At 46.5% G+C, this 24723-nt stretch carries 22 protein-coding genes, 1 tRNA gene, 1 rRNA gene and 1 pseudogene; 9 read left to right on the top strand and 16 right to left on the bottom strand.

All coding sequences use genetic code 11. From position 1 onward, the window contains the following. Positions 1–162 precede the first annotated feature (162 nt). The 5 genes from ATB76_RS24925 to rhtB all read right to left on the bottom strand — a co-directional run bounded on the left by ATB76_RS24925 (position 163) and on the right by rhtB (position 4002). Positions 163–657, bottom strand: a complete 495-nt coding sequence (locus ATB76_RS24925; protein ID WP_061036261.1) for a cyclin-dependent kinase inhibitor 3 family protein — start codon at positions 655–657, stop codon at positions 163–165. A gap of 11 nt (positions 658–668) precedes the next feature. After that, a complete protein-coding gene (locus ATB76_RS24920) occupies positions 669–1670 on the bottom strand; it encodes an ArsJ-associated glyceraldehyde-3-phosphate dehydrogenase (RefSeq protein WP_039977274.1) in 1002 nt (333 codons plus the stop codon). A gap of 27 nt (positions 1671–1697) precedes the next feature. Beyond that, entirely contained in the window at positions 1698–2033 is a 336-nt protein-coding gene (locus ATB76_RS24915) for a metalloregulator ArsR/SmtB family transcription factor (protein WP_061036260.1), read from the bottom strand. Between the two features lie 102 nt (positions 2034–2135). After that, positions 2136–3359 (bottom strand): EAL and HDOD domain-containing protein, encoded by a 1224-nt coding sequence (locus tag ATB76_RS24910; protein WP_038872529.1) that lies wholly within the window; start codon positions 3357–3359, stop codon positions 2136–2138. Positions 3360–3387: 28 nt separating this feature from the next. Continuing rightward, positions 3388–4002, bottom strand: coding sequence for a homoserine/homoserine lactone efflux protein (rhtB, locus tag ATB76_RS24905; protein ID WP_005452019.1), 615 nt, complete (start codon positions 4000–4002; stop codon positions 3388–3390). Between the two features lie 65 nt (positions 4003–4067). On the opposite strand from rhtB, the gene ATB76_RS24900 reads away from it, so the two are divergent. Further along, positions 4068–5057: an alpha/beta fold hydrolase gene (locus tag ATB76_RS24900; RefSeq protein ID WP_009705166.1), complete on the top strand. Its 990-nt coding sequence runs from the start codon at positions 4068–4070 to the stop codon at positions 5055–5057. Between the two features lie 171 nt (positions 5058–5228). Beyond that, complete coding sequence (locus ATB76_RS24895) at positions 5229–6053, top strand: Cof-type HAD-IIB family hydrolase (protein WP_061036259.1); 825 nt, start codon at positions 5229–5231, stop codon at positions 6051–6053. Between the two features lie 69 nt (positions 6054–6122). Here ATB76_RS24895 and ATB76_RS24890 read toward each other — a convergent pair whose 3' ends face one another. Next, positions 6123–6593, bottom strand: a complete 471-nt coding sequence (locus ATB76_RS24890) for an EVE domain-containing protein (protein ID WP_039977277.1) — start codon at positions 6591–6593, stop codon at positions 6123–6125. Between the two features lie 41 nt (positions 6594–6634). On the opposite strand from ATB76_RS24890, the gene ATB76_RS24885 reads away from it, so the two are divergent. Next, positions 6635–8185 (top strand): hypothetical protein, encoded by a 1551-nt coding sequence (locus ATB76_RS24885; protein ID WP_061036258.1) that lies wholly within the window; start codon positions 6635–6637, stop codon positions 8183–8185. Then, entirely contained in the window at positions 8185–8781 is a 597-nt protein-coding gene (locus ATB76_RS24880; RefSeq protein WP_038881532.1) for a tRNA-uridine aminocarboxypropyltransferase, read from the top strand. The genes ATB76_RS24885 and ATB76_RS24880 overlap by 1 nt, the downstream gene beginning before the upstream one ends. Positions 8782–8891: 110 nt before the next feature. Here ATB76_RS24880 and ATB76_RS24875 read toward each other — a convergent pair whose 3' ends face one another. The 7 genes and pseudogenes from ATB76_RS24875 to ATB76_RS27605 all read right to left on the bottom strand — a co-directional run bounded on the left by ATB76_RS24875 (position 8892) and on the right by ATB76_RS27605 (position 16245). Next, on the bottom strand, positions 8892–11378 hold the full coding sequence (locus ATB76_RS24875; RefSeq protein WP_061036257.1) for an EAL domain-containing protein: 2487 nt from the start codon (positions 11376–11378) through the stop codon (positions 8892–8894). A gap of 138 nt (positions 11379–11516) precedes the next feature. Then, the gene (gene yigB / locus ATB76_RS24870) at positions 11517–12233 is read right to left on the bottom strand and encodes a 5-amino-6-(5-phospho-D-ribitylamino)uracil phosphatase YigB (RefSeq protein WP_061036256.1); all 717 of its coding nucleotides are present in this window, start codon (positions 12231–12233) and stop codon (positions 11517–11519) included. Positions 12234–12245: 12 nt separating this feature from the next. Beyond that, positions 12246–13187, bottom strand: coding sequence for a tyrosine recombinase XerC (gene xerC, locus ATB76_RS24865; RefSeq protein ID WP_061036255.1), 942 nt, complete (start codon positions 13185–13187; stop codon positions 12246–12248). Further along, the gene (locus tag ATB76_RS24860) at positions 13153–13884 is read right to left on the bottom strand and encodes a DUF484 family protein (RefSeq protein WP_038881540.1); all 732 of its coding nucleotides are present in this window, start codon (positions 13882–13884) and stop codon (positions 13153–13155) included. Before ATB76_RS24860 ends, xerC begins: the two co-directional genes overlap by 35 nt. Next, entirely contained in the window at positions 13878–14708 is an 831-nt protein-coding gene (dapF, locus tag ATB76_RS24855) for a diaminopimelate epimerase (RefSeq protein ID WP_038872510.1), read from the bottom strand. Before dapF ends, ATB76_RS24860 begins: the two co-directional genes overlap by 7 nt. A 10-nt stretch (positions 14709–14718) precedes the next feature. Next, positions 14719–15972, bottom strand: coding sequence for a diaminopimelate decarboxylase (gene lysA / locus ATB76_RS24850; RefSeq protein WP_061036254.1), 1254 nt, complete (start codon positions 15970–15972; stop codon positions 14719–14721). 61 nt (positions 15973–16033) lie between these two features. Further along, positions 16034–16245 (bottom strand): annotated as a pseudogene (locus ATB76_RS27605) (lipoprotein). Between ATB76_RS27605 and cyaY the strand changes: the two are divergent. Beyond that, positions 16225–16539 carry an iron donor protein CyaY gene (gene cyaY, locus ATB76_RS24840; RefSeq protein WP_038872506.1) on the top strand — a complete coding sequence of 105 codons (315 nt, stop codon included), beginning with the start codon at positions 16225–16227 and terminating at the stop codon, positions 16537–16539. The pseudogene ATB76_RS27605 and the gene cyaY overlap by 21 nt on opposite strands. 75 nt (positions 16540–16614) lie before the next feature. Here the strand turns inward: cyaY and ATB76_RS24835 are convergent, their stop codons facing one another. Further along, on the bottom strand, positions 16615–19143 hold the full coding sequence (locus ATB76_RS24835; protein WP_038881543.1) for a class I adenylate cyclase: 2529 nt from the start codon (positions 19141–19143) through the stop codon (positions 16615–16617). 347 nt (positions 19144–19490) lie between these two features. On the opposite strand from ATB76_RS24835, the gene hemC reads away from it, so the two are divergent. From hemC to ATB76_RS24815, 4 genes are read left to right on the top strand one after another with little or no spacing between them, the layout of a single operon-like run. Then, on the top strand, positions 19491–20429 hold the full coding sequence (gene hemC, locus ATB76_RS24830; RefSeq protein ID WP_038872501.1) for a hydroxymethylbilane synthase: 939 nt from the start codon (positions 19491–19493) through the stop codon (positions 20427–20429). A gap of 2 nt (positions 20430–20431) precedes the next feature. Further along, on the top strand, positions 20432–21160 hold the full coding sequence (locus tag ATB76_RS24825; RefSeq protein ID WP_042603116.1) for a uroporphyrinogen-III synthase: 729 nt from the start codon (positions 20432–20434) through the stop codon (positions 21158–21160). 17 nt (positions 21161–21177) lie between these two features. Further along, complete coding sequence (locus ATB76_RS24820) at positions 21178–22389, top strand: uroporphyrinogen-III C-methyltransferase (RefSeq protein WP_038872495.1); 1212 nt, start codon at positions 21178–21180, stop codon at positions 22387–22389. Next, positions 22389–23570, top strand: coding sequence for a heme biosynthesis HemY N-terminal domain-containing protein (locus ATB76_RS24815; RefSeq protein ID WP_045464515.1), 1182 nt, complete (start codon positions 22389–22391; stop codon positions 23568–23570). Before ATB76_RS24820 ends, ATB76_RS24815 begins: the two co-directional genes overlap by 1 nt. Before the next feature lie 718 nt (positions 23571–24288). Here the strand turns inward: ATB76_RS24815 and ATB76_RS24810 are convergent. Next, positions 24289–24379: transfer RNA gene (locus tag ATB76_RS24810), tRNA-Ser, on the bottom strand. A gap of 90 nt (positions 24380–24469) precedes the next feature. Continuing rightward, positions 24470–24586: ribosomal RNA gene (gene rrf, locus ATB76_RS24805) — 5S ribosomal RNA — on the bottom strand. Positions 24587–24723 lie beyond the last annotated feature (137 nt).

Genomic DNA, 24723 nt, shown 5'->3' with positions numbered 1-24723 from the left:
GCTAAATTGTGAAACAATAACTGATGAGAAATCTAAATTTTATTTATTAATAAACAATGACTTAAACACAGAATCAGTAAACAAGAATCACATAAATTGGTAAGCCATTACGGCATAAAGAGAGCTTTTAGAACATGATGTTCCAAAAGCTATATAAGCTGATCAAGCGTTTTGAACCACACGCTCGATGTACTCAACTTGTACTGGCTTTGTGAAAGCACCAGGACGCAGCGCTTGCACTTCACGCACGATGTCTTCTAGCACCCAATTTTTCTCTAGCAGTAGGTGCGCAGCGAACAAACCTGTGCGACCAGAGCCACCCATACAATGCATGGCAACCTTGCCACCTTGAGCAAGAATCGCGTGCAGCTCAGGACTCGCTTGTGACCATTTTGCAGCGAACTCTTCGTCCGGAGCACAATCATCTTCAATCTCAATTTGGAACCATTTCATGCCCAACTGTTGGGTTAATTCGCCCAACGCAGACACGTCTTTTGCTGCTAATTCAGCATTATCAAGGGCAGTAACAATCACTTCTACGCCTTGCGCTTTTAGCTGCTCTAGCGAAGCTTGCAGTTCTACACCTTTGGTACCAGGACATGGAGTCAGTACCAAAGCGCCCGTTTCTAAATCTAATTGCCATGTAGGATGAGACATCTTAAAACTCCTTATGCCATACCAACGTTACGAACCAATTCTGCAGTACGCGTCGCATAACCCATTTCGTTATCGTACCAAGCGTAAATCTTCACCATACGAGAACCCACAACCATGGTTGATTGCGCATCAACGACCGTTGAACGTTGGTCGCCTTTGTAATCGATAGAGACCAATGGGCGCTCTTCAAAACCAAGGATGCCTTTTAGCTCGCCTTCAGAAGCTTCTTTCAGCAGTGCATTAACCTCTTCTGCCGTGGTATCACGTTTCACATCAAAAATGATGTCAGTAAGTGAGGCGTTTGCTAGAGGAACACGAACCGCGTGACCGTTAATCTTGTCTTTCAACTCTGGGAAGATTTCAACAATCGCTTTTGCACTGCCCGTAGTGGTTGGGATCAGACTCATGCCACATGCACGTGCACGACGTAGGTCTTTGTGCGGCGCATCCAGAATCGTTTGTGTGTTAGTTAAATCGTGAATCGTTGTGAATGACGATTGCTCAATGCCCAGTTTCTCGTGAATCACTTTCACGACTGGTGCAATACAGTTAGTTGTACAAGACGCTGCGGTTACAATGCGGTGCTGCGCAGGATCGAAGATGTGGTCGTTCACACCCACTACGATGTTAGCTACACCGTCTTCTTTTACTGGTGCGCTAACAACAACACGTTTTACGCCTTGTTCTAGGTATTTGTTTAGGAATGAGGTTTTGCGATGAACGCCCGTTGCTTCAATCACAACATCACATTGACCCCAGTTCACAGCATCGATATCACGCTCTTGTGAAGTCGTGATGCGCTTACCATTAATCACCATGTCTGTGCCTTCAACTTGCACTGCATGATTCCAACGACCTTGAACTGAATCGAACTCAAGTAAGTGACCAAGAGTTGCTGCATCACCCGCTACATCGTTGATGTGCACGAACTCTAGCTCTGGCCAATCAAACGCTGCGCGTAATGCCAAACGACCAATTCGACCGAAACCGTTAATACCTACTTTAATCGTCATAATCTTCTACCTTTAAGCTTTCGCTGGTTAACAGCACGCTGCACGAGCTTTGTCTTGCAAACGTGAAATATCTTCTTGGTACTCTTGCTTCAAGCAATTCGAGGCTACCAAGTCATCAATCAATTTTTGCATCCATCCCGGTAATTGATCTGACAGCTCGTAGTACACCCATTGCCCCTGGCGTTTATCAACTAAAATACCATTTGATCTTAGCTGAGCCAGATGGCGAGAAATCTTTGGTTGGCTTTGTTGTAGCGCATGAGCTAAATCACCAACACAAGTTTCCCCTTCACGAACCACCAGCATTAAGCAACGCACACGAGTCTCGTCGGAAAGAAGTTTGAAGAACTGATGTGGAAGCATACTTACATACCTATATATGGATATGCGTATATAGTTATTTAAAAAGAGGATGCCGTCAAGCGATCGTGCTCGACTGTAATAAAAGTTTAATATTTGATCAGATTAGGCGCCAGAAAAGGTCTGACTCCAGCGCACAGCTTCGCCAAGTTCAGACTTCACATCATCAACAGAAAGACCAAGTTGCTGGGAGAATTGCTCCACGCCAGCCCAGTCTGCACGCTCGTAGCACTCTTCAATTGCCAGTAACGCGCCGTATTCACCTTGGCGATGCAACAAAGCTTGCTGCACGGAAGGACTTAACGGCAACTGCCCAACTAAAGATTCGACAGACAAATCGAGCATGGCATCGAGAATCGACAACAAGCCAACCATAAAGCCCTGCTCGTTGAGATGCGAAAGAGGTCGATAACGTGACATGGCCTCGCAGAATTGTGCTCTTTGTAGAGACAAGTTATATAACTCGCGCGGTTTCGTGCTGGAGATATAAGACGCTACCACTAACGAGACAAACATTTTGAGTTTCTCTTGCCCCAAATAAATCAACGCTTGACGGAATGAAGTGATGGTCACTTCTAACGTGGTCGATTGCGTATTCACAAAACGCAGTAGCTTGTACGACAGCGTGACATCTTGGGTAATGATGTTTTCAATCCGGTCGAAGTCAGGATCGGGAACACACACTTCTCTAAATAACTTAAGCGCCAGAACTTGCTCGGGGCTCACGTATTTAGTCTGCATCACTTCTGGCTTACTGAAGAAGTAGCCTTGGAAGAATTTAAAGCCTGCCTCTTTGGTCGCTTCAAACTCAGCTTCGGTTTCTACTCGCTCAGCTAAGAAATGGTATTTGGTGCGCTTTTTAGTGTGCTTCTTAACTAAGTCGCATGCCTTTTTTAGCCCCATCGCCATGATATCGAGTTTCACGATATGGACATACGGTAAGAAACGACGCCATTCGTCAGTCAACGTGAAGTCATCAAGCGCAATCAAATAGCCTTCACGATAAAGTTCACGAATGGCTTCAAGCAGTTCATCGGTTGGTTGGCAGGTTTCGAGTACCTCAACCACGATTTTGTTTTTCGGCAAGCTTCTAGGCAACCGACGCAGCAAACTTTGGTGAGGAAAATTGATGAAGCATCGTGAAGATGCAATCAGAGGATTGGTTCCGACAGAGAGAAAGTTCTCTACTATCAATCGGTATGTCGCCCTGTTTGAATCGATGTGTGCAGGATAGGCATTACTTTCACCATCACGGAACAACAACTCATATCCCAGCGTCTGTCTTTTTCGATTAAAGATAGGCTGGCGGGCGACATACGCATTTTTCATTCGAAATTATTGTGCTTTTTATAACTTATTACTTAGCTGCCGCTAATAATGCACCACATCCCATGAACATTGAACCGAATACTTTATTAATTTTGCCCATGATCTTATCTGAGCGAATAAAACGCCCCATTTGTGCGGCTAAACTGGTGTAACCCAGCATCACAAAAGCATCAATGGTCACTGTGGTCACACCCAAAACCAACAGCTGAGTCAGTTGGTCTTTCGCTGGGTCAATAAATTGTGGAAACAGTGCCACCAAGAATACGATCGATTTCGGGTTAGTCAGGTTGATAAGAATGGCTTTGTACAACAGAGAAGTACCTGACATGGTTTGGTGACTTTCGGTCGCAACCAAGCCGGATGTATCACGCCACTTTTGAATGCCAAGCCACACAAGGTAAGCCGCTCCCACCCACTTGATCACGGTAAATGCCGTTGCCGATTGAGCGACCAACGCACCGATACCAGCACCAACCAGAGCAATATGAATCGCCAAACCGATTTGTAAACCAACGATAGCACCCAATGACTTACGCGTGCCGTAACTCAGACCATTACTGATCGAGTTGACGGTACCAGATCCCGGAGCCAGACTAAAAACAATTGCTGTTACCACATAGGCTAACCAAACATGGGTATCCATTGCATTTCCTCAATAATTCTTCGATGATACGTCGCGGTAACAACGTATCTTTAGGTAATCGACTAATGGCTATTAACCATTCACCTTTGACTTATACTCAAGAGACTTTATTTGAGCAAGCAATAGGTGGTCCAATCGCAGCACTTTGGCAAGAACGCCAAGAAGGCTTTGTAAAAGGGACAGAGAAAAAGAAAATCTACTGGTGCAAACTCACCAATCCTGAGCACACAAAAGCCGTGCTGATCGTTAACGGTCGCATTGAAGCTTCCTGGAAATACCAAGAACTGTTCTACGACCTGTACCGACAGGGTTATGACGTGTATTCGTTTGACCACCGAGGACAAGGTTTATCAGATCGCTTAATTCCAGACTCAGACATGGGTCACGTCTATGACTTTAATGATTACATTGAAGATATGGAATTGGTGCTGCAGCAGCTTGATTTAAGCGGATACCAACAGCGTTTTATCATTGCCCACTCAATGGGCGGTGCGATCGCCACGCGCTATCTGCAAACGCATCCAGAACACAACTTTGATGGTTTGATTCTGAGTTCCCCAATGTTTGGTATCAACCTACCTTGGTATCTCAGCCCTATCGCGATTCCGGTCAGCCAAATCTTAGCGGCAGTTTCGACAAAGCCTAGCTATGCTCCGGGACATAAAGCGTATTACACAAAACCGTTTGAAGATAACCCCCTTAGCCAAAGCTACGATCGCTATCATTGGTTCCGTGGTTTATACAACGACAAGCCCGAACTGCAAGTCGGGGGGCCAAGCACACGTTGGGTATGGCAAGGGTTAATGGCTGCTAAGCAATGTATTTTGCTGACACGCCAAATTAAAGTTCCGGTTTTATTGGTTCAGTCAGGTAACGATCGCATCGTGAGTAACGCAGCGCAGCAACGCTTTATCGACAAACTAAGTAAGACCAACCCCAATGCCAGCCTAGTTTCGATTGCTGGTGCAGAGCACGAAATTTTGTTCGAAAAAGACCAGTATCGTAACCAAGCTCTGGACGCTGTCTTTTCCTTTATGCGTGCTCAAAGCGCATAAAATGAATTAAAGAGGAAATACGAGGTCCGCGATTTACCCTCTTTTTCCTCCTTATTTTGGCGTAAACTTCATCATGTTCCCCGCACTCGGAGCAGTACGACCTAGTCAATCTACTGCGCTCCGTGTGCAATCAACCTGTTCTACTCTATCCGAACCGTTTACGAGGGCTTCATGAGCACATCGCTACCTTGCAAAGAGATCACTAAAATCGTTGCCTCAGATCTGGATGGCACTTTACTCGCACCAAACCACCAGCTAAGCGCTTACTCGAAAGAGACGCTCAAAGCGCTGCATGAACAAGGCTACACATTTGTCTTTGCAACGGGTCGCCACCACGTAGACGTCGCAAGCATTCGTCGCACGGTAGGTATTCCGGCTTATATGATCACTTCAAACGGCGCTCGTGTGCACGACCAGAATGATCAAGAGATGTACAGCCAGAACGTACCAGAAGATTTGGTGCAGTCGGTGATCGACACGATCAAAACGGATCCTGAAATACTTATCCACATGTATCAAAATGACGACTGGTTGCTGAACAAAGACGACGAACAACTGCGTGATTTCCACGAAGAGTTCACTTACAAGTTGTACGACCAAGACAATGCGCCAACAGACGGCATTGCAAAAGTGTTCTTCACCCACCCAGCGCAAGACCATGAACACCTTGTTACCTTCGAAACGAAGCTGCGTGAACAGTTTGGCGATCGACTAAACATCGCATTCTCAACACCTTGGTGTCTGGAAGTAATGAGTGCGGGTGTTTCTAAAGGTGACGCTCTAAAAGCAGTGGCAGAATCAATTGGTTTGACACTAGAAAACACCATTGCGTTTGGTGACGGCATGAACGACGTAGAAATGCTATCGATGGCGGGTAAAGGTTTGGTGATGGGCACCTCTCACGAGAAAGTGATGAAAGCACTACCAAACAATGAAGTGATCGGCAGCAACGCCGACGATGCGGTTGCACACTACCTGCAAGATCATCTGCTATAACCTGTATTGGCTACCAACAGCAGGTTATCGGCAAAATCACAAAGGGCTGCACTATGCAGCCCTTTTCTTTTATCGCTGACTCGGCAACTTCTCTTTACCGAGGATTGCTTGCCACTCTTCTTCGCTCACCGGCATGATCGATAAGCGATTGCCGCGTTTCACTAATGGCATGTTTTCTAGCTCTGGCATCGCCTTCATGACCGACAACGGAATCAAGCGTTCAGTCTTACGCACAAACTCAATATCCACCATTATCCAACGCGGATTTTCTGGGTCGGATTTTGGATCGTAATAATCGCTCTCAAGGTCAAACTGGAAATGATCGGGATACGCTTCACGAGTCACTTTGGCAATACCTGCCACACCCACGTTCTTACAAGAGGAATGGTAAATCAGCACCAAGTCGTCCAATTTAACTTGGTCACGCATCATATTACGCGCCTGATAATTACGAACTCCCTCCCAACATGAAACCTTTTGGGTTCGAAGCGTGTCAATAGAAAAGGTATCTGGTTCTGTTTTAAATAACCAATATGCCATAATGCCATCCGATGCAGATTGAGTAATGAGGAAGATATAACATGAAGGCTTTGAAAAACCCAGTGGCATTAGCCACACTGCTGGTCCTGCAAGCATGTAGCATGCAACCACAGCAGTCCGATGCAGACACACCAACCACTCCGCCTGCGTCCTTAGATAAGCCAGAAACCATCTTACCTCAAACCTTTATGCTGCGTGGTGAAGTCGTGATTGGGCATGAAAGCCAGTACATCACACCTTGTGGCAGCGACAAACAATACTGGCTGCAACTGTCACCACAACAAATCCAACGTGCAGTGGCCATCACCAACGAACCTTATCAAACCATGTATGGTGAAGTGATTGGTCACCTCAATCCACCAGGCGTCGACGGTTTTTCTGCAGATTTCGATGCTAACTTTGTGGTTGAGCAGGTGAACTTCCTCACCACAGAAAATCCGCATCGCTGCAAACAGACCAGCAAACCTACTCGCGTATTTGGTAATGAACCGTCTTGGGCTGCCAGCTTTGAAGGCAACACACTCAAGTTCCAGCAAATGGGCAAGTCGACACAAACGCTAAAAATCGACAGCAGTAAATTGCAACCTCGTCAGCGTACTTACCAACTGGATGACGGCGAACTACGCATGACCGAGAACTTGTGTTCAGACACCATGAACAACTCTCTCTACGGCTGGAAAGCGACACTAGCGCATGACGATAAAACCTACCAAGGCTGCGGTATGGCGGCCAACGTAGATTCAACACTCGAGTGGGTAAACACTTACGTAGCAACGTCAACCCAGTCGCAAGGGTTTGAAGTACAAATGACACTTAACAGCGACCACAGTGCGACAACCAAATACAACTATTCAGACGGGCAACCCCCATTGATTGAACGCGGCTACTGGCAACAACTGAGCCCATCGCAAGTCCAAGTATTGATGACTCACCACCAGCAACAACGCTTAATGACCGAGCGCCTATTTACTCGCGAAGGCAACCAGCTGAAAGCAGTCAAAGAGAAAGTGGGCAATTTGGTTTACCCCATTGCCGATGGCGGTTTAGTGCTATATCCAGCAACAGTGCGTCACTCAGGCACAGAACAACCAGCAGCCGAGCGCAACAACGATCCAATTGGTGCAGCTGACGTGCCATCCAGTGCCGAATTTAATTCAAAAGTGGATGCGGCGGTACGTAACTACTTTTTCATTAATCAAACCAACCCAAGCAATAACCAATACCGTTGGCTGACCTACGATCTGAATGGCGATGGTGATGAAGAATTACTGGTGCAACTTGATTGGTGTGGCTCTGGCGGTTGTACTCTACTCGTCTTCGAAAACTACGAGAAAGAGTGGCGCTTCAACAGCCGTATGACGCTAGTGCAAAGCCCAATTATGCTTGGTCAACAAACCTCGCACGGCTGGCGTGACCTGATTTTCAATGTCAGCGGAGGCGGTGCAACACCGGGGCAATACGTGATGCAATACACAGGCGTAAGCTACCCAATCAACCCAAGCTTGGCGCCAAAAGCGAGCAAAGAACAAGTCAGCGGAGTGCGTCTGTTCTCAGATGGCATCAGCCCTGTTCGTGATGGAGTGCGCTTGTAATGGCGCAGCCTTGTCCACATTGTGGCTTCCAGTTCAACTGCATCTGTTCACTGCTGCCTAAGTTAAGCAGTGAACACTCGCTGATGCTGTTAATGCACCCTAATGAACTGACGCGCGATACCAACACTGGCAAACTGCTCGCCCAGTGCCAACTGAATGTCACTCAAGTCGTTTGGGACCGAAAAACACCACCAGCGGAGTTATTAGAAACGCTAGCGAATCCAAGCCTACTGCCAGTACTGCTATTCCCAAGTGAAGAGAGCCTGACACTTGAACAAGTGCAGCAACAAACTAACGAGCAAAGCAGACGACCGCTGTACATCATTCTTGATGCGACTTGGCAAGAGGCGCGCAAGATGATCAATAAAAGCCGTTGGCTAGAGGGCGTCGCTATGATGGGCTTAGCCACTCAAGCCGATTCCCAATATCAACTGCGTCGCAACCAGCAAGAAGGTAATCTATGTACCTTTGAAGTGGCTGCCCAATTGCTCGGGCAACTCGGTGAAGAGCAAAACCAGAAACAGATGCTGAACTTCTTCGAGCAATACCTTCCTCGTTTCCAAGCCGAGAAAAGTGGTCACGAGTTCAAAGCCTAACATTCTTAAGAATCAAAAAAACGCAGCTCTAACGCTGCGTTTTTTATTGGATGCTGTTTCACGTGAAACAAAACTTTAGAGCTCTTAAGCTCAATTAGAGCAAAGCTACATTAAAACAAACGTGTCGGTTCACCCAAATAATAACCTTGCAGATAGTCCACCCCCATGTCCTGCGCAATGTCGCACACCTCTTTGTTGTGCACGAACTCAGCGACAGTCTTAGCGTTAAACACCTGACACAAACGCACCAACTGCGAGGCAATCTTGCGCTGCTTTTGGTCTTTGTCGATGTAGCGAATCAAACTGCCATCGAGCTTAATTACTTCTGGCTCTAATTTGAGGATCTCATCAATATTGGAATACCCCGAACCAAAGTCGTCAACAATGATGCGTGCGCCTAGGCTTCTAAAGTGGCTGCACACCTCAATCATTCGTCCATAATCTTTGATTTGCTCTGATTCCAACACTTCTAAACCAATCCGTCTTGGGTCGTTAAGTTGGGTAATAGCATGTTCAAGCAACATCAAGGTTTTATCGCTGAGTAGATCCTGAGGCGACAAGTTAATTGAGAAGTCACCATGCTGGTCTTGCATGTAGTTGAGAGTTGAACGAATCATGTGACGGCTCAAACGCGTGTACAAATGCGTATCAGAAATGATGGGTAAGAAACGCCCCGGCGCAATGATGCTGCCATCCTCTTCCATGATGCGTACCAAACACTCTTGGCTCGCAGGACGATGGTTATAAGCGTGCACAATTGGCTGACTGTAGGTGATGATGTTCTGCTTGAGGATGGCGCGGCTCACACAGCTTAGCCAACCCAACTGCTCTTTTCGCACATCTTCATTGACCTCAATATCTTTGGCATTACAGATGTGAGTATTACTGCGCACCCCTGCTCTTCGTGCTTCAATGCCTTTGAGGAGCAATTCATCCTGCGATGCCGTTGGGAAATCACGACGGCTAACCAAGCCACCGCACAATGAAATCGAAAGGTAATCAATGTCTCGTAAGCCACTTGGTTCAAAGTTGGTTTGCTCGACCGCGTCAGCAAAGCGAGTAAAGTGTTGCTTGATCGCTTCACTACTGGTGTCAGCTTTAAATAAGAACGCCCACTCACCAACACCAATGCTATAAAGTTGTAGCGCAGCCGGTTTACCAAGGCGTTTACGTAGGCGATTGCTGAAGTGCATCGACAAGTCTTTCAACAGTTGGTCGCCAACGCGATAACCGTACTTTTCGTTGATATGGCTAAAGTTAAGCAGTTTAAGTGTCAGTAAATGCTCATCGGTATCAATGCTGATCAAACGCTCTTGCAACGCAACGCGATTTTGTAATCCTGTGCGGCTATCTCGGCGAAAGCTCTGTTCTAGCTTTTTCGCTTGACGATCGAGTTGATAGCCCATGTGAGCATTCATGTTGTTTAGATCGCCAATCGCATTGCGAATCAGACTAAACAAGGGAGAAATAGAAGTGCTCACTTCTTGCTGTGGCATGTTAAGCGCGGTAACTTCATCCCCTTCACGCATCGCCAAGTAAGTCAGGCTATGGTGCAGAATTTCTTGTTGGTGATTCTCGCCGTACAACTCGCCCATGCAGTAACTGCCCGACGTGTGGGAAATGTCCGTGAAGGCGCGAACTTCATCGCTGCTATCAATAAAATCAAGTCGCGATGCGCAGTTATAAATCATCACTGCTTCAGGCTGATGCATGGAAAGCTCCACCACCCCATGGCGAACTTGCTCAAGCGTTAACGAAGGATGGTTGTAACAAAACTGCACTTCATCACCCAAACACCAAGGGCGATCAAAGCTCATGCTGCCGTCGGGATGGATTTCCGTCACGGCACACACCTCTTTGCGCCCAATGGATTCTCGATAAAGTGGGAAATTCAGCAGTTGATTAAGCGTCAGGTCGTGCCCATCAGCAAGGTAATGTTTGTACACTTCCAGCGCTTTACGCTCCCCCAAACGATACAAACGCGTCCCTTTGGCGTGAGTAACCTTGTGCGGCATGCCAATCGGGTTCCACTCAGAATACGCGCTCGTCCATGTTTTCAAGGTATCGCTGTGCAAGGCAACCGCGACAACCGCTTCGTCATAAACTTGGTCTTGATGCAGAACCCAACAGCCGTCATCGATGGTTTGAGCCAAGCCGCCAGAAACCTTCGGACCGTCGGCATCAAATACGCGATACATCGGATAATCACGGCGTTCGATTTGGACAGAAAAGCTAATAATGGCTTTGGAGTTATCTTGTAGCTGTAAAGCTTGCTTGAGATCGTAGCCATCGATATCTGGCGAGAAGGAATAATGCTGAACCGCAGACGTGAGCGTGGTTTGCTCAAACTCCATCACACACACTAAGCAGCCATGGTTAATGATTTCACCTTCCAAGATAACGTGACGAGTGCTGTGACCTATGATGTGCGTGTTGGGTAATCTTTCGAGTATTGCCCGTGCGAGCGAGACGGCGGAGTCGCGTGATTGGGTGGATAAGAGTTGCACCAGATAACGTTTATCTGCACAACACTGAGAAGTGACTAAAAAGTCATTAAGCTGATCCACATTTTGAACCAGTTGAGAGAATGCTCGCATTTACCCTACCACTGCCGTCATCAAGCCACACCACATGAAAGTAGTTTTATTATTTTACTTTGATGAGAGTAATTTACGTGGCTTTAGGCGGCTTTTCTAGGGTCAGAATTAAGATTGAATGGATTAATGCGAAAGCGATTACAAAAGCGCGAGTAACGACTGCAAGTTATTGATTTCAATGTCAGGTAACGTTCGCGTTTTTGCCTGAGTAATGACATTTTTATTCATATCATTAAACCAGCATGCGGCAAAACCCGCGAGTTTCGCGCCTTGAACATCTGTTACTAAGTGGTCACCGACATGAAGAATATGTTCACTTGGCAAATCCAGAAACTGCTGTGCTTTACTGAACATATCCGGCGCCGGCTTCGCACGACCATCCGGCCCTGCTTTCAGTACTTGTTGGAAATAAGGCGTTAGACCAATTCGATCTAAATCCACATTGCCGTTGGTGATTGCTACCAGCGGGATTTCTTGCCCCAGTTCAGCAAGTACATCGAGGCTTTGCTGTGGTACTTCAAAACGGTTACGCCAATCTAAAGCAACCTCTACTGCGGCTTGCGCTGCGGCATGGGACGCTTCGTTATCGTAACCCACTTGGGAGAAGGCTTGCTTGAGCTGCATTAAACGCCACAAAGTGACGTCACTCTTCAGCCCAGGTTGTAGCTGCACGACACGTTGCTTGAGTGCAAACCAATCGGCTTTATCCATATGAGCGACCGCCGGATGATAGTGTTGTAGCCAAGATAATAACTCACGCTCCATACGAACTATCACTGGGTAGTTGTCATAGAGAGTGTCATCAAGGTCAAACGTCATCGCCTTTACAGGCGTAATACGGCGGTAGAATTTCATGGGATTCCTTGGTTAATCCGACTTGTCGTCGCTTCTCTTACGCGCTCTTGGATGCGCCTGATCATAAGCTTGCGCTAAATGTTGGAAATCCAAGTGGGTATAGATTTGGGTGGTGGAGATGTTTTCGTGCCCCAATAACTCTTGCACCGCACGTAAGTTATTGCTCGATTCCAACATGTGGGTCGCAAACGAGTGACGCAGCTTGTGCGGGCTGATGTGGCTCGCGACAGATTGCTTCTGCCCCCACTCCGCCATGCGCTTTTGCACGCTGCGATGTGAGATTCGCGTACCCAGCTTAGACACAAACAACGCTGGCTCACTCGGCGCAGCTAAATCACCACGCACACGCAACCACTTACCGACCCATTCTGTTGCCATACCAGAGAACGGGACTTTACGTTCTTTGTCGCCTTTACCAATCACACGCAACTCTCCACTGCGCAATTGAACATGACGAACATCAATGCTGACCAACTCGGCCAAACGCAGACCAGCGCCGTACATTAGCTCCATCATGGCGCGATCGCGCACCGCTAACGGATCGTCCTCGTTAACTTCAAGCAATTGGTTTACTTCATCTACATCGAGGTTCTTTGGTAGTGGACGTTTCTTACGTGGCGCCGAAACCCCTTTGGCTGGGTTCGCTGACATTTCTCCACGCAGGATCAGGAAATCGAAAAAGCTGCGTAGAGAAGATAAGCGCGTCGCTAAGCTGCTGGCTTTCATACCTTCACGCATGCCTTTACCTGCCAATTGACGCACCCAACCCGCATCGACTTGCGACCAATCTTTCAACCCCATCTCAGCCAAGTGGTGAGCCATGGTTTCCAATTGTTGTTTGTAGTTGCGTTGGGTGTGCAGGCTAAGCCCCTTTTCGCTTCGCAAGAATTCGTAGAAGCGTTCAAGAGGCTTTTGAAGACTATTTGGCAGAGGAGTGTTGGGAGTTGTCGTCATGGTGACTTTGCCATACCAATGTTTGAGCGAGATGTGCCACTACTAAGGATAGGTGACGCAAAAACAAGGTGTCCATATCTGGTTGGAAGTGACCGCCATCCTCGCTAGAAAATGCCAGTACACCAAGCGTCTGCTTTTTCACGAGTGGCAACACCACATAGGAACCCATTTCTGGAACATCCATATTCCCAAACAACGCCTCGCGATCCACTTTACGTAAACGGCCTAAGTAAGCGTCTTTTCCGTTTAAGTGATTGGTAGCAAAACGTTGGTAGCTTTCCTTACTCAATTGAGTCGCAGCATCACACTGGCTCAATAGGCACACATACGCCTTCAAACCAAGATCTTTGGCTTTGAGTTCAATGGCGTTGATGACCTGCTTGAAGTCACCGCACTTGAGGATTTGCCCTTGCAAATCCATGAATTCGTAGAAGGTGCGATCGTTATTTGCCGCCAACGACATCAGTGTCGTGATCTCTTCTTCCAGTTCTTCAATACGCTGACGCTGGCGGTTCATTTGAATATGAACCAAAGAAACTGTGCCCAAATCAACATGCGGCATCGATAAACGGTCGATCAGTTCAGGACGCTGAACAAAGAAATCTGGATGGTCTTTTAAGTACTGCGCAACGACTTCCGCCGTCAGAGCATCCGCTTCAACTTCTGAGACTTGACTCTCTTGCTCTTCAACTAGCACGACAATTGACCATCAAATACGTGCGTTGCAGGACCGGTCATAAATAATGGTTTGCCTGGGCCTTGCCAAGAGATGCGTAGGTCACCGCCCGGAAGGGAAACTTTCACGTTCTCGTCCAGAAGACCTTGCAAAATGCCAACCGCAACGGCACCACAAGCCCCACTACCACAAGCTTGGGTTTCACCCGCACCACGTTCATACACACGCAAACGGATGTTGTTGCGATCCACTACCTGCATAAAGCCTGCATTCACACGCTCAGGGAAGCGTTCATGTGACTCAAGCAATGGACCAAGCGCTTCCACCTCAGCCGTATCAACATCATCAACCACCGTCACAACATGAGGGTTGCCCATGCTTACGGCACCGCAGAACAAGGTTTTTTCACCTGCTCGCATGATGTAGGTTTTCTCTTTTTGCTTCGCTTTGAAAGGGATCTTGCTTGGTTCAAATTCAGGCACGCCCATATTTACCGTTACATCACCATCGTCTTCAACATCAAGAATCATCTTACCTTTCTTGGTACTAACACTAATGCTGTATCGATTGGTCAGTCCTTTCAAACGCACAAAACGCGCAAAACAACGAGCGCCATTACCACACTGCTCAACTTCACTACCATCGGCATTAAAAATGCGGTAGTGGAAGTCGGTTTCTGGATCATACGGCGCTTCAACCACGAGCAGTTGGTCAAAGCCAACGCCCGTGTGACGATCCGCCAAACGACGGATCAAGTCTTGGGAGAAAAACACGTTTTGGGTAATGCAGTCGACGACCATAAAGTCGTTGCCCAAACCGTGCATTTTGGAAAAGTGGAAATGCATTTGTTGTGTGTTACTCCGGTAGAATCTGTTCCAGCTGCCACAAACTGGTCAGCTCCTCACGCTGGCGAACAAGATGGCTTTGGTTACCATCCACCATTACTTCCGCCGCTCGGGTACGCGTATTGTAGTTCGAAGACATCACAAAACCATAGGCGCCTGCAGAGCGAACCGCGAGTAGATCACCTTCTTGCAGTGCTAGCGCTCGATCTTTGCCCAAGAAATCGCCAGTTTCACAGATAGGCCCCACCAAATCGTAAGTTTGTGCTTCACCTGCTCGTGGTGAGACTGGCACGATATCTTGCCATGCTTGGTAAAGTGCTGGACGCATCAAGTCGTTCATTGCCGCATCAATAATGGCAAAGTTTTTGTGCTCAGTGTGTTTTAGGAATTCCACGCGCGTTAACAAAATACCCGCATTCGCTGCAATCGCACGACCTGGTTCGAAGATCAGCTCTAGCTCTTGGTGGTTCTCTAATCGGCTTAGCAACGCTTTCGCGTAATCCGAAGGCTGTGGTGGCAATTCATCACGATATACCACGCCTAGACCACCACCAACGTCCAGATGACGGATGTTGATGCCTTGTGCTTTCAGATCATCAATCAACGCTAATAGACGATCTGTAGCGTCAATGAAAGGTTCAATCTCAGTCAGCTGAGAACCAATGTGGCAGTCGATACCTTGCACATTGAGATTTGGTAAGCTCTGAGCAAATTTATATACTGCCGGAGCACGGTCAAAAGCGATGCCAAACTTGTTGTCACGCAGACCAGTCGAAATATAAGGGTGCGTTTTTGCATCTACGTCAGGGTTAATTCGTAGAGAAATCGGTGCAACCACACCTAGCTCGCCCGCGACTTTGTTCAAGCGCTCTAGCTCAGGTTCTGATTCCACGTTGAAGCATTTAATACCCAACTCCAGTGCGCGTTTCATTTCTGCCGGCGTTTTACCAACGCCTGAGAACACAACCTTCTTCGCATCACCGCCAGCCGCGATAACACGCTCAAGCTCACCACCCGATACAATATCAAAGCCTGAGCCTAAACGAGCCAGTGCATTCAATACGCCAAGGTTGGAGTTTGCTTTTACTGCATAACAAACAAGATGAGGATGCTGACCCACAGCGCTATCAAACGCATTCCAGTGACGCTCTAGCGTTGCACGTGAGTAAACATAAAGAGGAGTGCCATGCTGCTCGGCAAGATCGTGGAGTGAGACGTCTTCGGCCCAAAGCTGGCCATCATCCTGATAGTTGAAGTAATCCAAAATTCGCTTCCCTTAATTAATTCGACTGCTAAACCCTGTTTTCACCCTAAGGTGTGGCTGATTATTGTGACTGCTCGTTTTGTTGAGCGTCATCTGGGATGTAAAGTGAGCCTGATTGGCCGCAACCGGCCAGTGTCGCTGCAACCATCACAAACAACACAGTAAGTAATTTTTTCATTTTGCATATCGTGATTATTAAACCAATGCCCCCTATAATCGCACCACACTCAGGAAAAGCAATAGGATAGACGGATGAACGATACTGAATTTCATCAACTAGTGGACGCACAGATGCAAATCATCGAAGAATCCATCGATGAATCAGGCGCAGACATTGATTACGAAGTCACTGGCAACGTAATGACATTAGAATTTGAAGACCGCAGCCAAATCATCATTAACCGCCAAGAGCCAATGCATGAGATTTGGTTAGCGTCGAAATCTGGTGGCTTCCATTTCAAGCTACTCGAGAACAAATGGACTTGCTCAAAAACAGGCATGGAACTGTTTGAAATGGTGAAAGAAGAGTGTGAAAAGCACGCTGGCGAAACCATTGATTGGCCATAAGCAAAATGAGTATTTGTGACGACCAGTCACCTAAACGAAAAAAGAGCACCGAGGTGCTCTTTTTTATTATTCGTTTTACGCATTTACCGCTTTAGTTGGACGAGTTGGCGTACAGCCATCATTACGGTAAGGGATAATGTAGGTATTCCCTTCTTCCGGATGAATGATTTGGTAGTACTGCGGCAAATTAAAGTTAATGAACTTTGACGATACACGACTGTCATCTTTCACCGAGGTGTAGAAGCTGTTCACTGACGCAATCATTTCATCTTTCGAACCACTGAATTGGTGGTAAACCTCAACTTGGTTTGACTCATCTAATACGTAGATGTTGAAACCATCGTCAGTGTCTTCAAAGAAGAACTGCACTAAACCTTCACTCGCAAAGCCATCTACGACTTCTGGTAGCTGGTACTCTTGCTCACGATCCAGCATCAACAGCGGCGAACCTTTCAGCTTGTTGGTTGAAATGCTGCGGTAGAAATCAACTGAGTTCTCGAGTTTCTGAACCGATACGCCACGACGCTCAAAGAACAAACCATAAGTTTGGTTGGCAAGACGTATGGCTTTAAAGCGACGGCGTTTCTCTTGCTCAACAGGCTTCAAACGTAAGTCGATACACTCAGCTAATAGTTGGTAAACCATATTACGCATCACGCCACGCATGTTCTTCGCGTAACAGAATACATCCACCGACTCTGGCGGAATCGCGTCTTGGTGCATTTTGCCAAGAATGGTCTTCAATGCATCCAACATCGCGGTTTCACCTTTGAAGTGCAGTGTACGCACTTCGTGCCATGAGTTGCGATAAACTAAATCAACACTGCCGACCAAGTTAATTTGTTCAGGACCAAAGCTGAAGATATCGGTGTTCTTCACATCCACTTTGAGTGAGCGGCCAGACAGCTCTGCCGTTGGGTCATTTTCAAAGTTGATGAACATCGCCATCTGACTAATTTCACACGGACTACCCAACGCTTGCATGGTTGGGCGACGCTTGCGTAACGAGAAGGTGTTACGTAGGTCACTCACCATTTGGTAGAACTTATCGATGTCTAACTGCGCCTCACGCACCACCGCGTGCAAACGCGTTGACTCGGTAATCAAACCGTTGAAGAACGCCCAAGAAACCAACTTACTCAAATACTCATGGTGCTCAAGGCAAGGCTGACCAAGAATACGGTGTGCAATCAAAGGCTGCTTGTATAAGTACCAACCTGACTTGTTCACTCCACCTTCTTTTACTTCGATGAAACTCAAATCTGGCTCATGAAGATCTGGAGAGATCTGCGGGTTAAGTAAGGTAACTTTGCCCGGCAGGACTTCAAATGCCGCGTACAGCTTACGCGCAAGAATGCTGATATCTTGCGGGCTGATCGCAGAGGTAATATCGTTTCGACGCGCAAACTGAATCAAGTTACGGTAGCTTTGCATCAAAGCATCCAGTAGCGAATGGTGCACTACTTTCACTTGTTCAACTTTCCAGTTACGGCGATCGTCGAGTTCTGCCAGTACCGATTCATCCCAATGCCATTTCGCAATCATGTCGCTTAAGGCTTCACGGCGCCACGCTACAGAACCTACATCAGGTTCACGGGACAGCTTTTCATGGGTTTTAAGGTAGAAACAGCGGCGAACTAAATCCAAACGTGTGTCGTCTTGGATTCGCTCTAGGTAACGCGTTACTTTCTCTAGCATCAAGTAATATGCATCCATGCCGTACAAGTCAGGCTCATGGGCAAAGAAGCGACGTTTAGTGTCGATGCTAAGAAGCTGTGTGTGCGGGTATTCCCACGAGTAAGCTTCAAGCAAGATCGCTTTCAACACGGATTTGTAAGGAGAATCGATACTCTTATACAGCTGCCACAAGTTCGAGCCAAAGTACTCTTCAGCAGGAATGCGGTTAAGCTGACCAAAGTTGATCCACTCATCACAATTGATATAGCCATCTTTACAAAGCTGTGCAACGTACTCGTCGTAACACTCTTCCATTTCTGGTGGCACGATTTGCCACAACAAACGCTGTCCAGCCAGACGTACTGCAGAACGGTAGAATTCATCCAGCAATAATAAATGCTGAGAAGAACCACAGTTATCGCCAGTCATCTCTTCAGAATGGTTGCTACGAAAACGCTCTTCATCCATTAAGAAGAAGTTCGCTTCCACACCTTGGCTTTGAGCCCAGTCGGTGATCAGCAAGCATTTGTTGGTCAGCAGCTCGCGTTGGTCGTTATCCATCTCCGGTGAGATACACACCCAAATATCCAAATCACTTGAAGTACTTTGACCAATAGAAGAGGTACTGCCCATAGTGTACAAACCTAAGATCGCAGGTAGCTCTGCTGTCTTGAGCGCTTGCCCAATCGTCAGTTGAGTATCATCAAGGAATCGTTGTTGGAGTTCGTTCAGCTCTAGACCAAACACACCATAAGGTACGTCAGCATCGTAGTAGCCAGGAATAACAGGATGGTTGTAGTTCAACAAGGCAGGAATCAAGTGGAAGACTTGCTGGCTTTGCGAATCCATAAGCGCCAGCGCACGGTCGATCCGTTGCTGGTTCAGGTTATCTAGTCGCTGAATAAGTTTTTGGGTGTAAGCCTGCAAGGGAAGTTCCTTGGTTGAACAATCACGAAAATCTGCTGATGTTTTAAACCAAAAAGGTCTAAAAACGTGATCAATTTAACACTTTCATCAGAGTTGGTAAAGATTTCCACCCGCAAATAGTTGCGGTTTCAAAACCCCACACTAGTCGCAAAATTGATAGCGCAGTAGTGTCGCTCGTATTCGCCTCTAACTAATAATAGTCCTTAGTCTAAATGAGAATCCAGTCACACTATTTCCATAATGCAATGTAATTCCATTCATGACACCAAGAGAAGCCTAACTAACATTAAGATTTTCAGGCGTTGAGTGTTACGATTAAGCAAAACTTAAACAGCATTGAGAAGACCATGACACAATCCACGCCAATTCGCATTGCAACTCGAAAAAGCCCTCTTGCTCTATGGCAAGCACACTTTGTAAAAGACGCACTTCAAGCCGCTCATCCAGGTCTTGAGGTAGAACTCGTCACTATGGTGACCAAAGGCGACATCATTTTGGATACGCCGCTAGCAAAAGTTGGTGGTAAAGGCTTGTTCGTTAAAGAGTTAGAAGTGGCGATGCTTGAAGGTCGTGCGGACCTTGCGGTGCACTCAATGAAAGATGTACCAGTAGACTTCCCTGAAGGTCTTGGTTTGGTGACGATTTGTGAACGTGAAGACCCACGTGATGCATTCGTTTCTAACACTTACAATAACATTGATGAGCTGCCACAAGGCGCAGTTGTAGGTACTTGTAGCCTGCGTCGTCAGTGTCAGCTAAAAGAATACCGCCCAGACCTAGTTATCAAAGAATTACGTGGCAACGTAGGCACTCGCCTAGGTAAGCTAGATGCAGGGGAATACGACGCCATCATTCTTGCCGCAGCAGGTCTGAAGCGCCTTGAGCTAGAAGAGCGCATTCGTAGCTTTATCGAGCCAGAGCAATCGCTGCCGGCGGTAGGCCAAGGTGCTGTAGGTATTGAGTGTCGTGTGGATGACGAACGTCTACTTAAACTACTTGAGCCACTAAACCACCAAGATACGGCAGATCGCGTACGTTGTGAGCGTGCGATGAACCTGACCCTTGAAGGCGGTTGTCAGGTGCCAATCGGCAGTTACTCACTGCTTGACGGTGACAACATTTGGCTACGCGCACTGGTTGGCGAGCCTGATGGTAGCTTAATTGTACGTGGTGAAATTCGTGGTCACCGCAATGATGCCGAAGCACTAGGCGTTCAATTGGCTAACGAGCTACTTGAAGGCGGAGCACGCGACATACTAACCAAGCTGTACGCAGACCACGAATAATCATGGCAGTGTTGGTCACTCGGCCGGGAGAGCAAGGCATCACGCTTTGCTCTCTGCTCGAAAGGCACGGCATTACTGCAATCCATCATCCATTGATCGACATCGTTGCCGATCTCAGCGATACGCACCTCTCCAAATACATCGAAAATGCGCAAATTATTATTGCAGTCAGCCAACATGCGGTGCGATGCGCAGAGAAAATCTTAGAGAACAACGCTAAATCATGGCCCAAGCAGGCTATATACCTTGCCGTTGGTCAAAAAACAGCACACTATTTGAGCAAATGCACTCAACAGAAAGTACACTATCCACAAGTCAGTGATAGTGAGCACTTGTTGCAGCTTCCCGAACTAAACAATGTAGAAAAACAAACAGTTCTAATCCTTCGTGGCAACGGAGGAAGGGAACTGATTAAAGATGCATTGGTGAGACGCGGAGCAAAAGTTAACTATAGTGAGACTTATAAGAGAGAATTTATCCCATTCGATCCAGTAAGCTGTGTCTCATTATGGAAAAACCAACAAATCGACCAGATAATCGTCACCAGTGGTGAACAACTGGATTATTTGTGCAACCAATTGACGTCAGAACAATTGGTTTGGCTTAATCAACAAGAGTTGTATATCCCCAGTCAGCGCATCGCTGACATCGCAATTCAAAGGGGCTTCTCTCAGGTCAGATGTACAGGAAGTGCATCCAACCAAGAATTACTGGCTGCTCTCCAGCCCTAGCTACACAGGATATAGGCATGACAAGTAAAAATAACGACCAAAAAAATAACGATAAAAACCTTTCCGAACAAACTGCATCGGCACCGCTAGCTGAAAAAGACACACCGCAACAAGAATCTGAGCCTAAAAAGGTAGACTCAAAGCCTGCTGAACCAACCAAACCAGCAGAACCAAACAAAGTTGAATTTGAAGAGAAGCAAGGCAAACGCGGCGTGAAGCTGGGTACTGTGGCTATCGTCTTATCACTTATTTTTGGTGGTGGTTTGACATACAAAATGCTCGAACAGCAATCAGAATACCAAACTCAGATCGCTCAGCTTCAGAGCCAACTAGAGCAGGCTCAATCAGCAATGAAACAAGAGCTAAACCAAGTAAAAGAAGAAACTATTGAAAAAGCGACGACAGCAACGCACAAAGCTGAAGTGGTTCTTGGTCAGCAACGAAAAAGTATTGAAAGCCTACAATTGGCAGTGGCCGATGTGAAAGGCCGTCGCCCAAACGATTGGCTGTTAGCAGAAGCTGACTATCTAGTAAAACTGGCTGGTCGTAAGCTGTTTTTAGAGCATGATGTAGAAAGTGCTACTCAATTGATGGAAAGCGCAGACCAGCGTATCGCAGCGCTAAACGATCCCAGCCTTGTAGGTTTGCGTAAAGCAATGGCAAACGACATCACTAAACTACGTGTTGTGCCACTAGTTGACCGTGATGGCCTAGTATTGCGTTTAACGGCACTACAACAGCAAGTAGACAAACTGCCTCTCGCAAATGCATTACTACCTGAAGCTGCAGCGGTTGAGAAGCAACAAGTATCAGAAGATATTGCAAACTGGCAAGATAACCTGATGACCTCACTAAAAGACTTCTCAGAGAACTTCATTACCTTCCGTACACGTGATGGCAATGTGATTCCGTTGCTCTCACCACAACAACACTTCTACTTGAAAGAGAACATCAAAGCCAAGATCGAAACAGCGATTAAATCGGTTTACCAAGAACAAGGGGAAATATACACCACCTCTTTGGAAACCGCGGACAAATGGGCAATGGCATTCTTCAACCAAGATGATAATTCCGTTAAAGAGTTCAACAAATCATTGAGCCAGTTGAGTAAACAAGACATCGAAGTTGAATACCCAGCGAAACTAGAAAGTCAAAACCAGCTATCAGATGTCATTCGCGAGCGCTTACGTCGTGAAGTAACTACAATGACAGGTACGGAGGATAAGTAATGGTTCGTCTTATTTTCCTATTTGTTGTTCTTGGTGCCGGTCTATTCGTTGGCACTCAATTCTCAGGCCAACAAGGCTATGTCCTGATCTCAATTGCCAATAAAACCATTGAGATGAGTGTCACTACCCTAGTGATTTTTGTGATTGCCGCACTGGCTGCATTGTTCCTATTGGAATATGTCGTCAAGAAACTGGTTTACGCAAGCTCAAGCACTTGGAACTACTTTAGCGTCCGTAAAATGCGTCGTTCTCGTCGTTACACCAACGAGGGCATCATCAAGCTACTTGAAGGGGACTGGAAAGGTGCCGAGAAGAAAGTGACACGCTGGGCAAACCATCACGACATGCCGTTGCTTTGCTACCTAGTAGCGTCAGAAGCTGCGCAGGGTCAAGGTGACAAAACAAAGCGTGACCAGTACCTAGAGCTAGCAAGCCAACAAGAAAATGCGCACTTAGCAGTAGAGTTGACTCGCGCGAAACAGTTCATTCGTGATAACGAGTTCGAGTCTGCATTCGATACGTTACAAGCACTAAAAGGCCAGTACGCGAATAACTCGATTGTTCTTAACCTGCAAAAAACTACTTACATGCAGCTTAAGCTATGGCAACCACTAATCGATCTAATGCCTCAACTAAGTAAAGCCAAACTGATCACAGAAGAAGAGCAAGCAGAGCTAATTCAGAAAGCTCAATGTGGTTTGCTACACGAAGTGGCTCAGCAACAAGGTAGCGAAGGTCTTATCTCACACTGGAACAGTCTGCCACGTAAGGTAAAACAAGACGCTCACCTGATCGGTTGTTTTGCTCACGAGCTCATCTCACGCAAAGCAGATGCCGAAGCCTTCACTGTGATCAAAGAAGCACTGAAGAAGAGCCCAACACCTGAACTATACCAATTACTGCCAGAGCTAAACCTACCAGATAGCCACCCAGTGATTGTTTTCCTTGAAGGTGTCTTGAAACGTGAACCAGAAAATGCAGCAGCACAAAGTGCATTGGCACACTTCTTCTTCCGCCAAGAGAAATGGCAAGAAGCACAAGAACATTTCGAAGTTGCGCTAAAGCTTCGCTCAGACGTTTCTGACTATGCTTACCTAGCAGACACACTAGAGAAGCAAAACCTAACTAAAGCGGCTCACGAAGTCTCTCGTAAAGCTCTAACGCTAGTTCAAAACAACTAAGCGGCTCAGAAAGTAGAAAGCCGACAGTTTACTGTCGGCTTTTCTATTACCTGCAATTTATCAAAACCCTTCATAGTTTCAGCGCGAACGTTCCTCTACCACCTAAAAGCAACGAGACTCCATCACCGATGGCTTTTGTCACTCATACCCACGAGACTTCCTTATCTCATTGATAACCAAGTGAAGCTACTTCAATCATTTTCTGCAAAGCAGATTTGTTGAACCTTAATATCTAGGAAGACAGTTCGACACTCGCAGAACATAACTATATTGGATAGATATAGAAAATATACGAGTACATGAGCTATCTGACGTTATGTACTCAGCTCGATGGAGGAAAGTTCCATACAACGCTTAAATAACGTTTATTGTAAAAGCTAAAGCAAAGTAGTCATATTAATCAGCAGTAAGTCAGAGGCCGCTTAAAAGCGCTGACTCACATTGAAGACAGTAGCGAATAGAAACGTACTTCTGTTAACAAAAGCCCTGTATCAATAGGGGTACGACAAGCAGGCTTAACAAACTTTTATAGATATTCAGAGAGTGGTTAGATGTTCTAGAAGGGTTTATTCGCAATTGAATAATAAAAGAGTGATTAACTGTTATCGTTGTTATCGGTGCTAATGTTTGGCTAAGAGGTTAATTCAAATACTTTAAGTTATTTCCAAGCATCAGAAATGAAAAAAGCCTCGCTATTTCTAGCGAGGCTTCTTAATAGTGGCGGAGAGATAGGGATTTGAACCCTAGGTACGCTATTAACGTACGCCGGTTTTCAAGACCGGTGCTTTCAACCACTCAGCCATCTCTCCACAAATTGTTACTAAAACTTAGTCTTACTTAAATAATGCTAAATCTCAGTTTTGCCTTTAGATTTTTTAAAATCTAAAAACAGTAAGCAAGCCTGGCGATGTCCTACTCTCACATGGGGAAACCCCACACTACCATCGGCGCTAATTCGTTTCACTTCTGAGTTCGGAATGGAAGTCAGGTGGGTCCAAATCGCTATGGTCGCCAAGCAAATTCTTTAATCTGGAAAACTGATTTTAAGTTCTACTACACATTCAATCGTTCTTGCATTGAGTCCATCAAAACCCCTTGGGTGTTGTATGGTTAAGCCTCACGGGCAATTAGTACAGGTTAGCTCAACGCCTCA

The sequence above is a fragment of the Vibrio sp. MOR3 genome (assembly GCF_001557775.1).
GTDB classification, from domain to species: Bacteria; Pseudomonadota; Gammaproteobacteria; order Enterobacterales; family Vibrionaceae; genus Vibrio; species Vibrio jasicida.
This window is presented reverse-complemented; position numbering and strand designations above follow the sequence as displayed.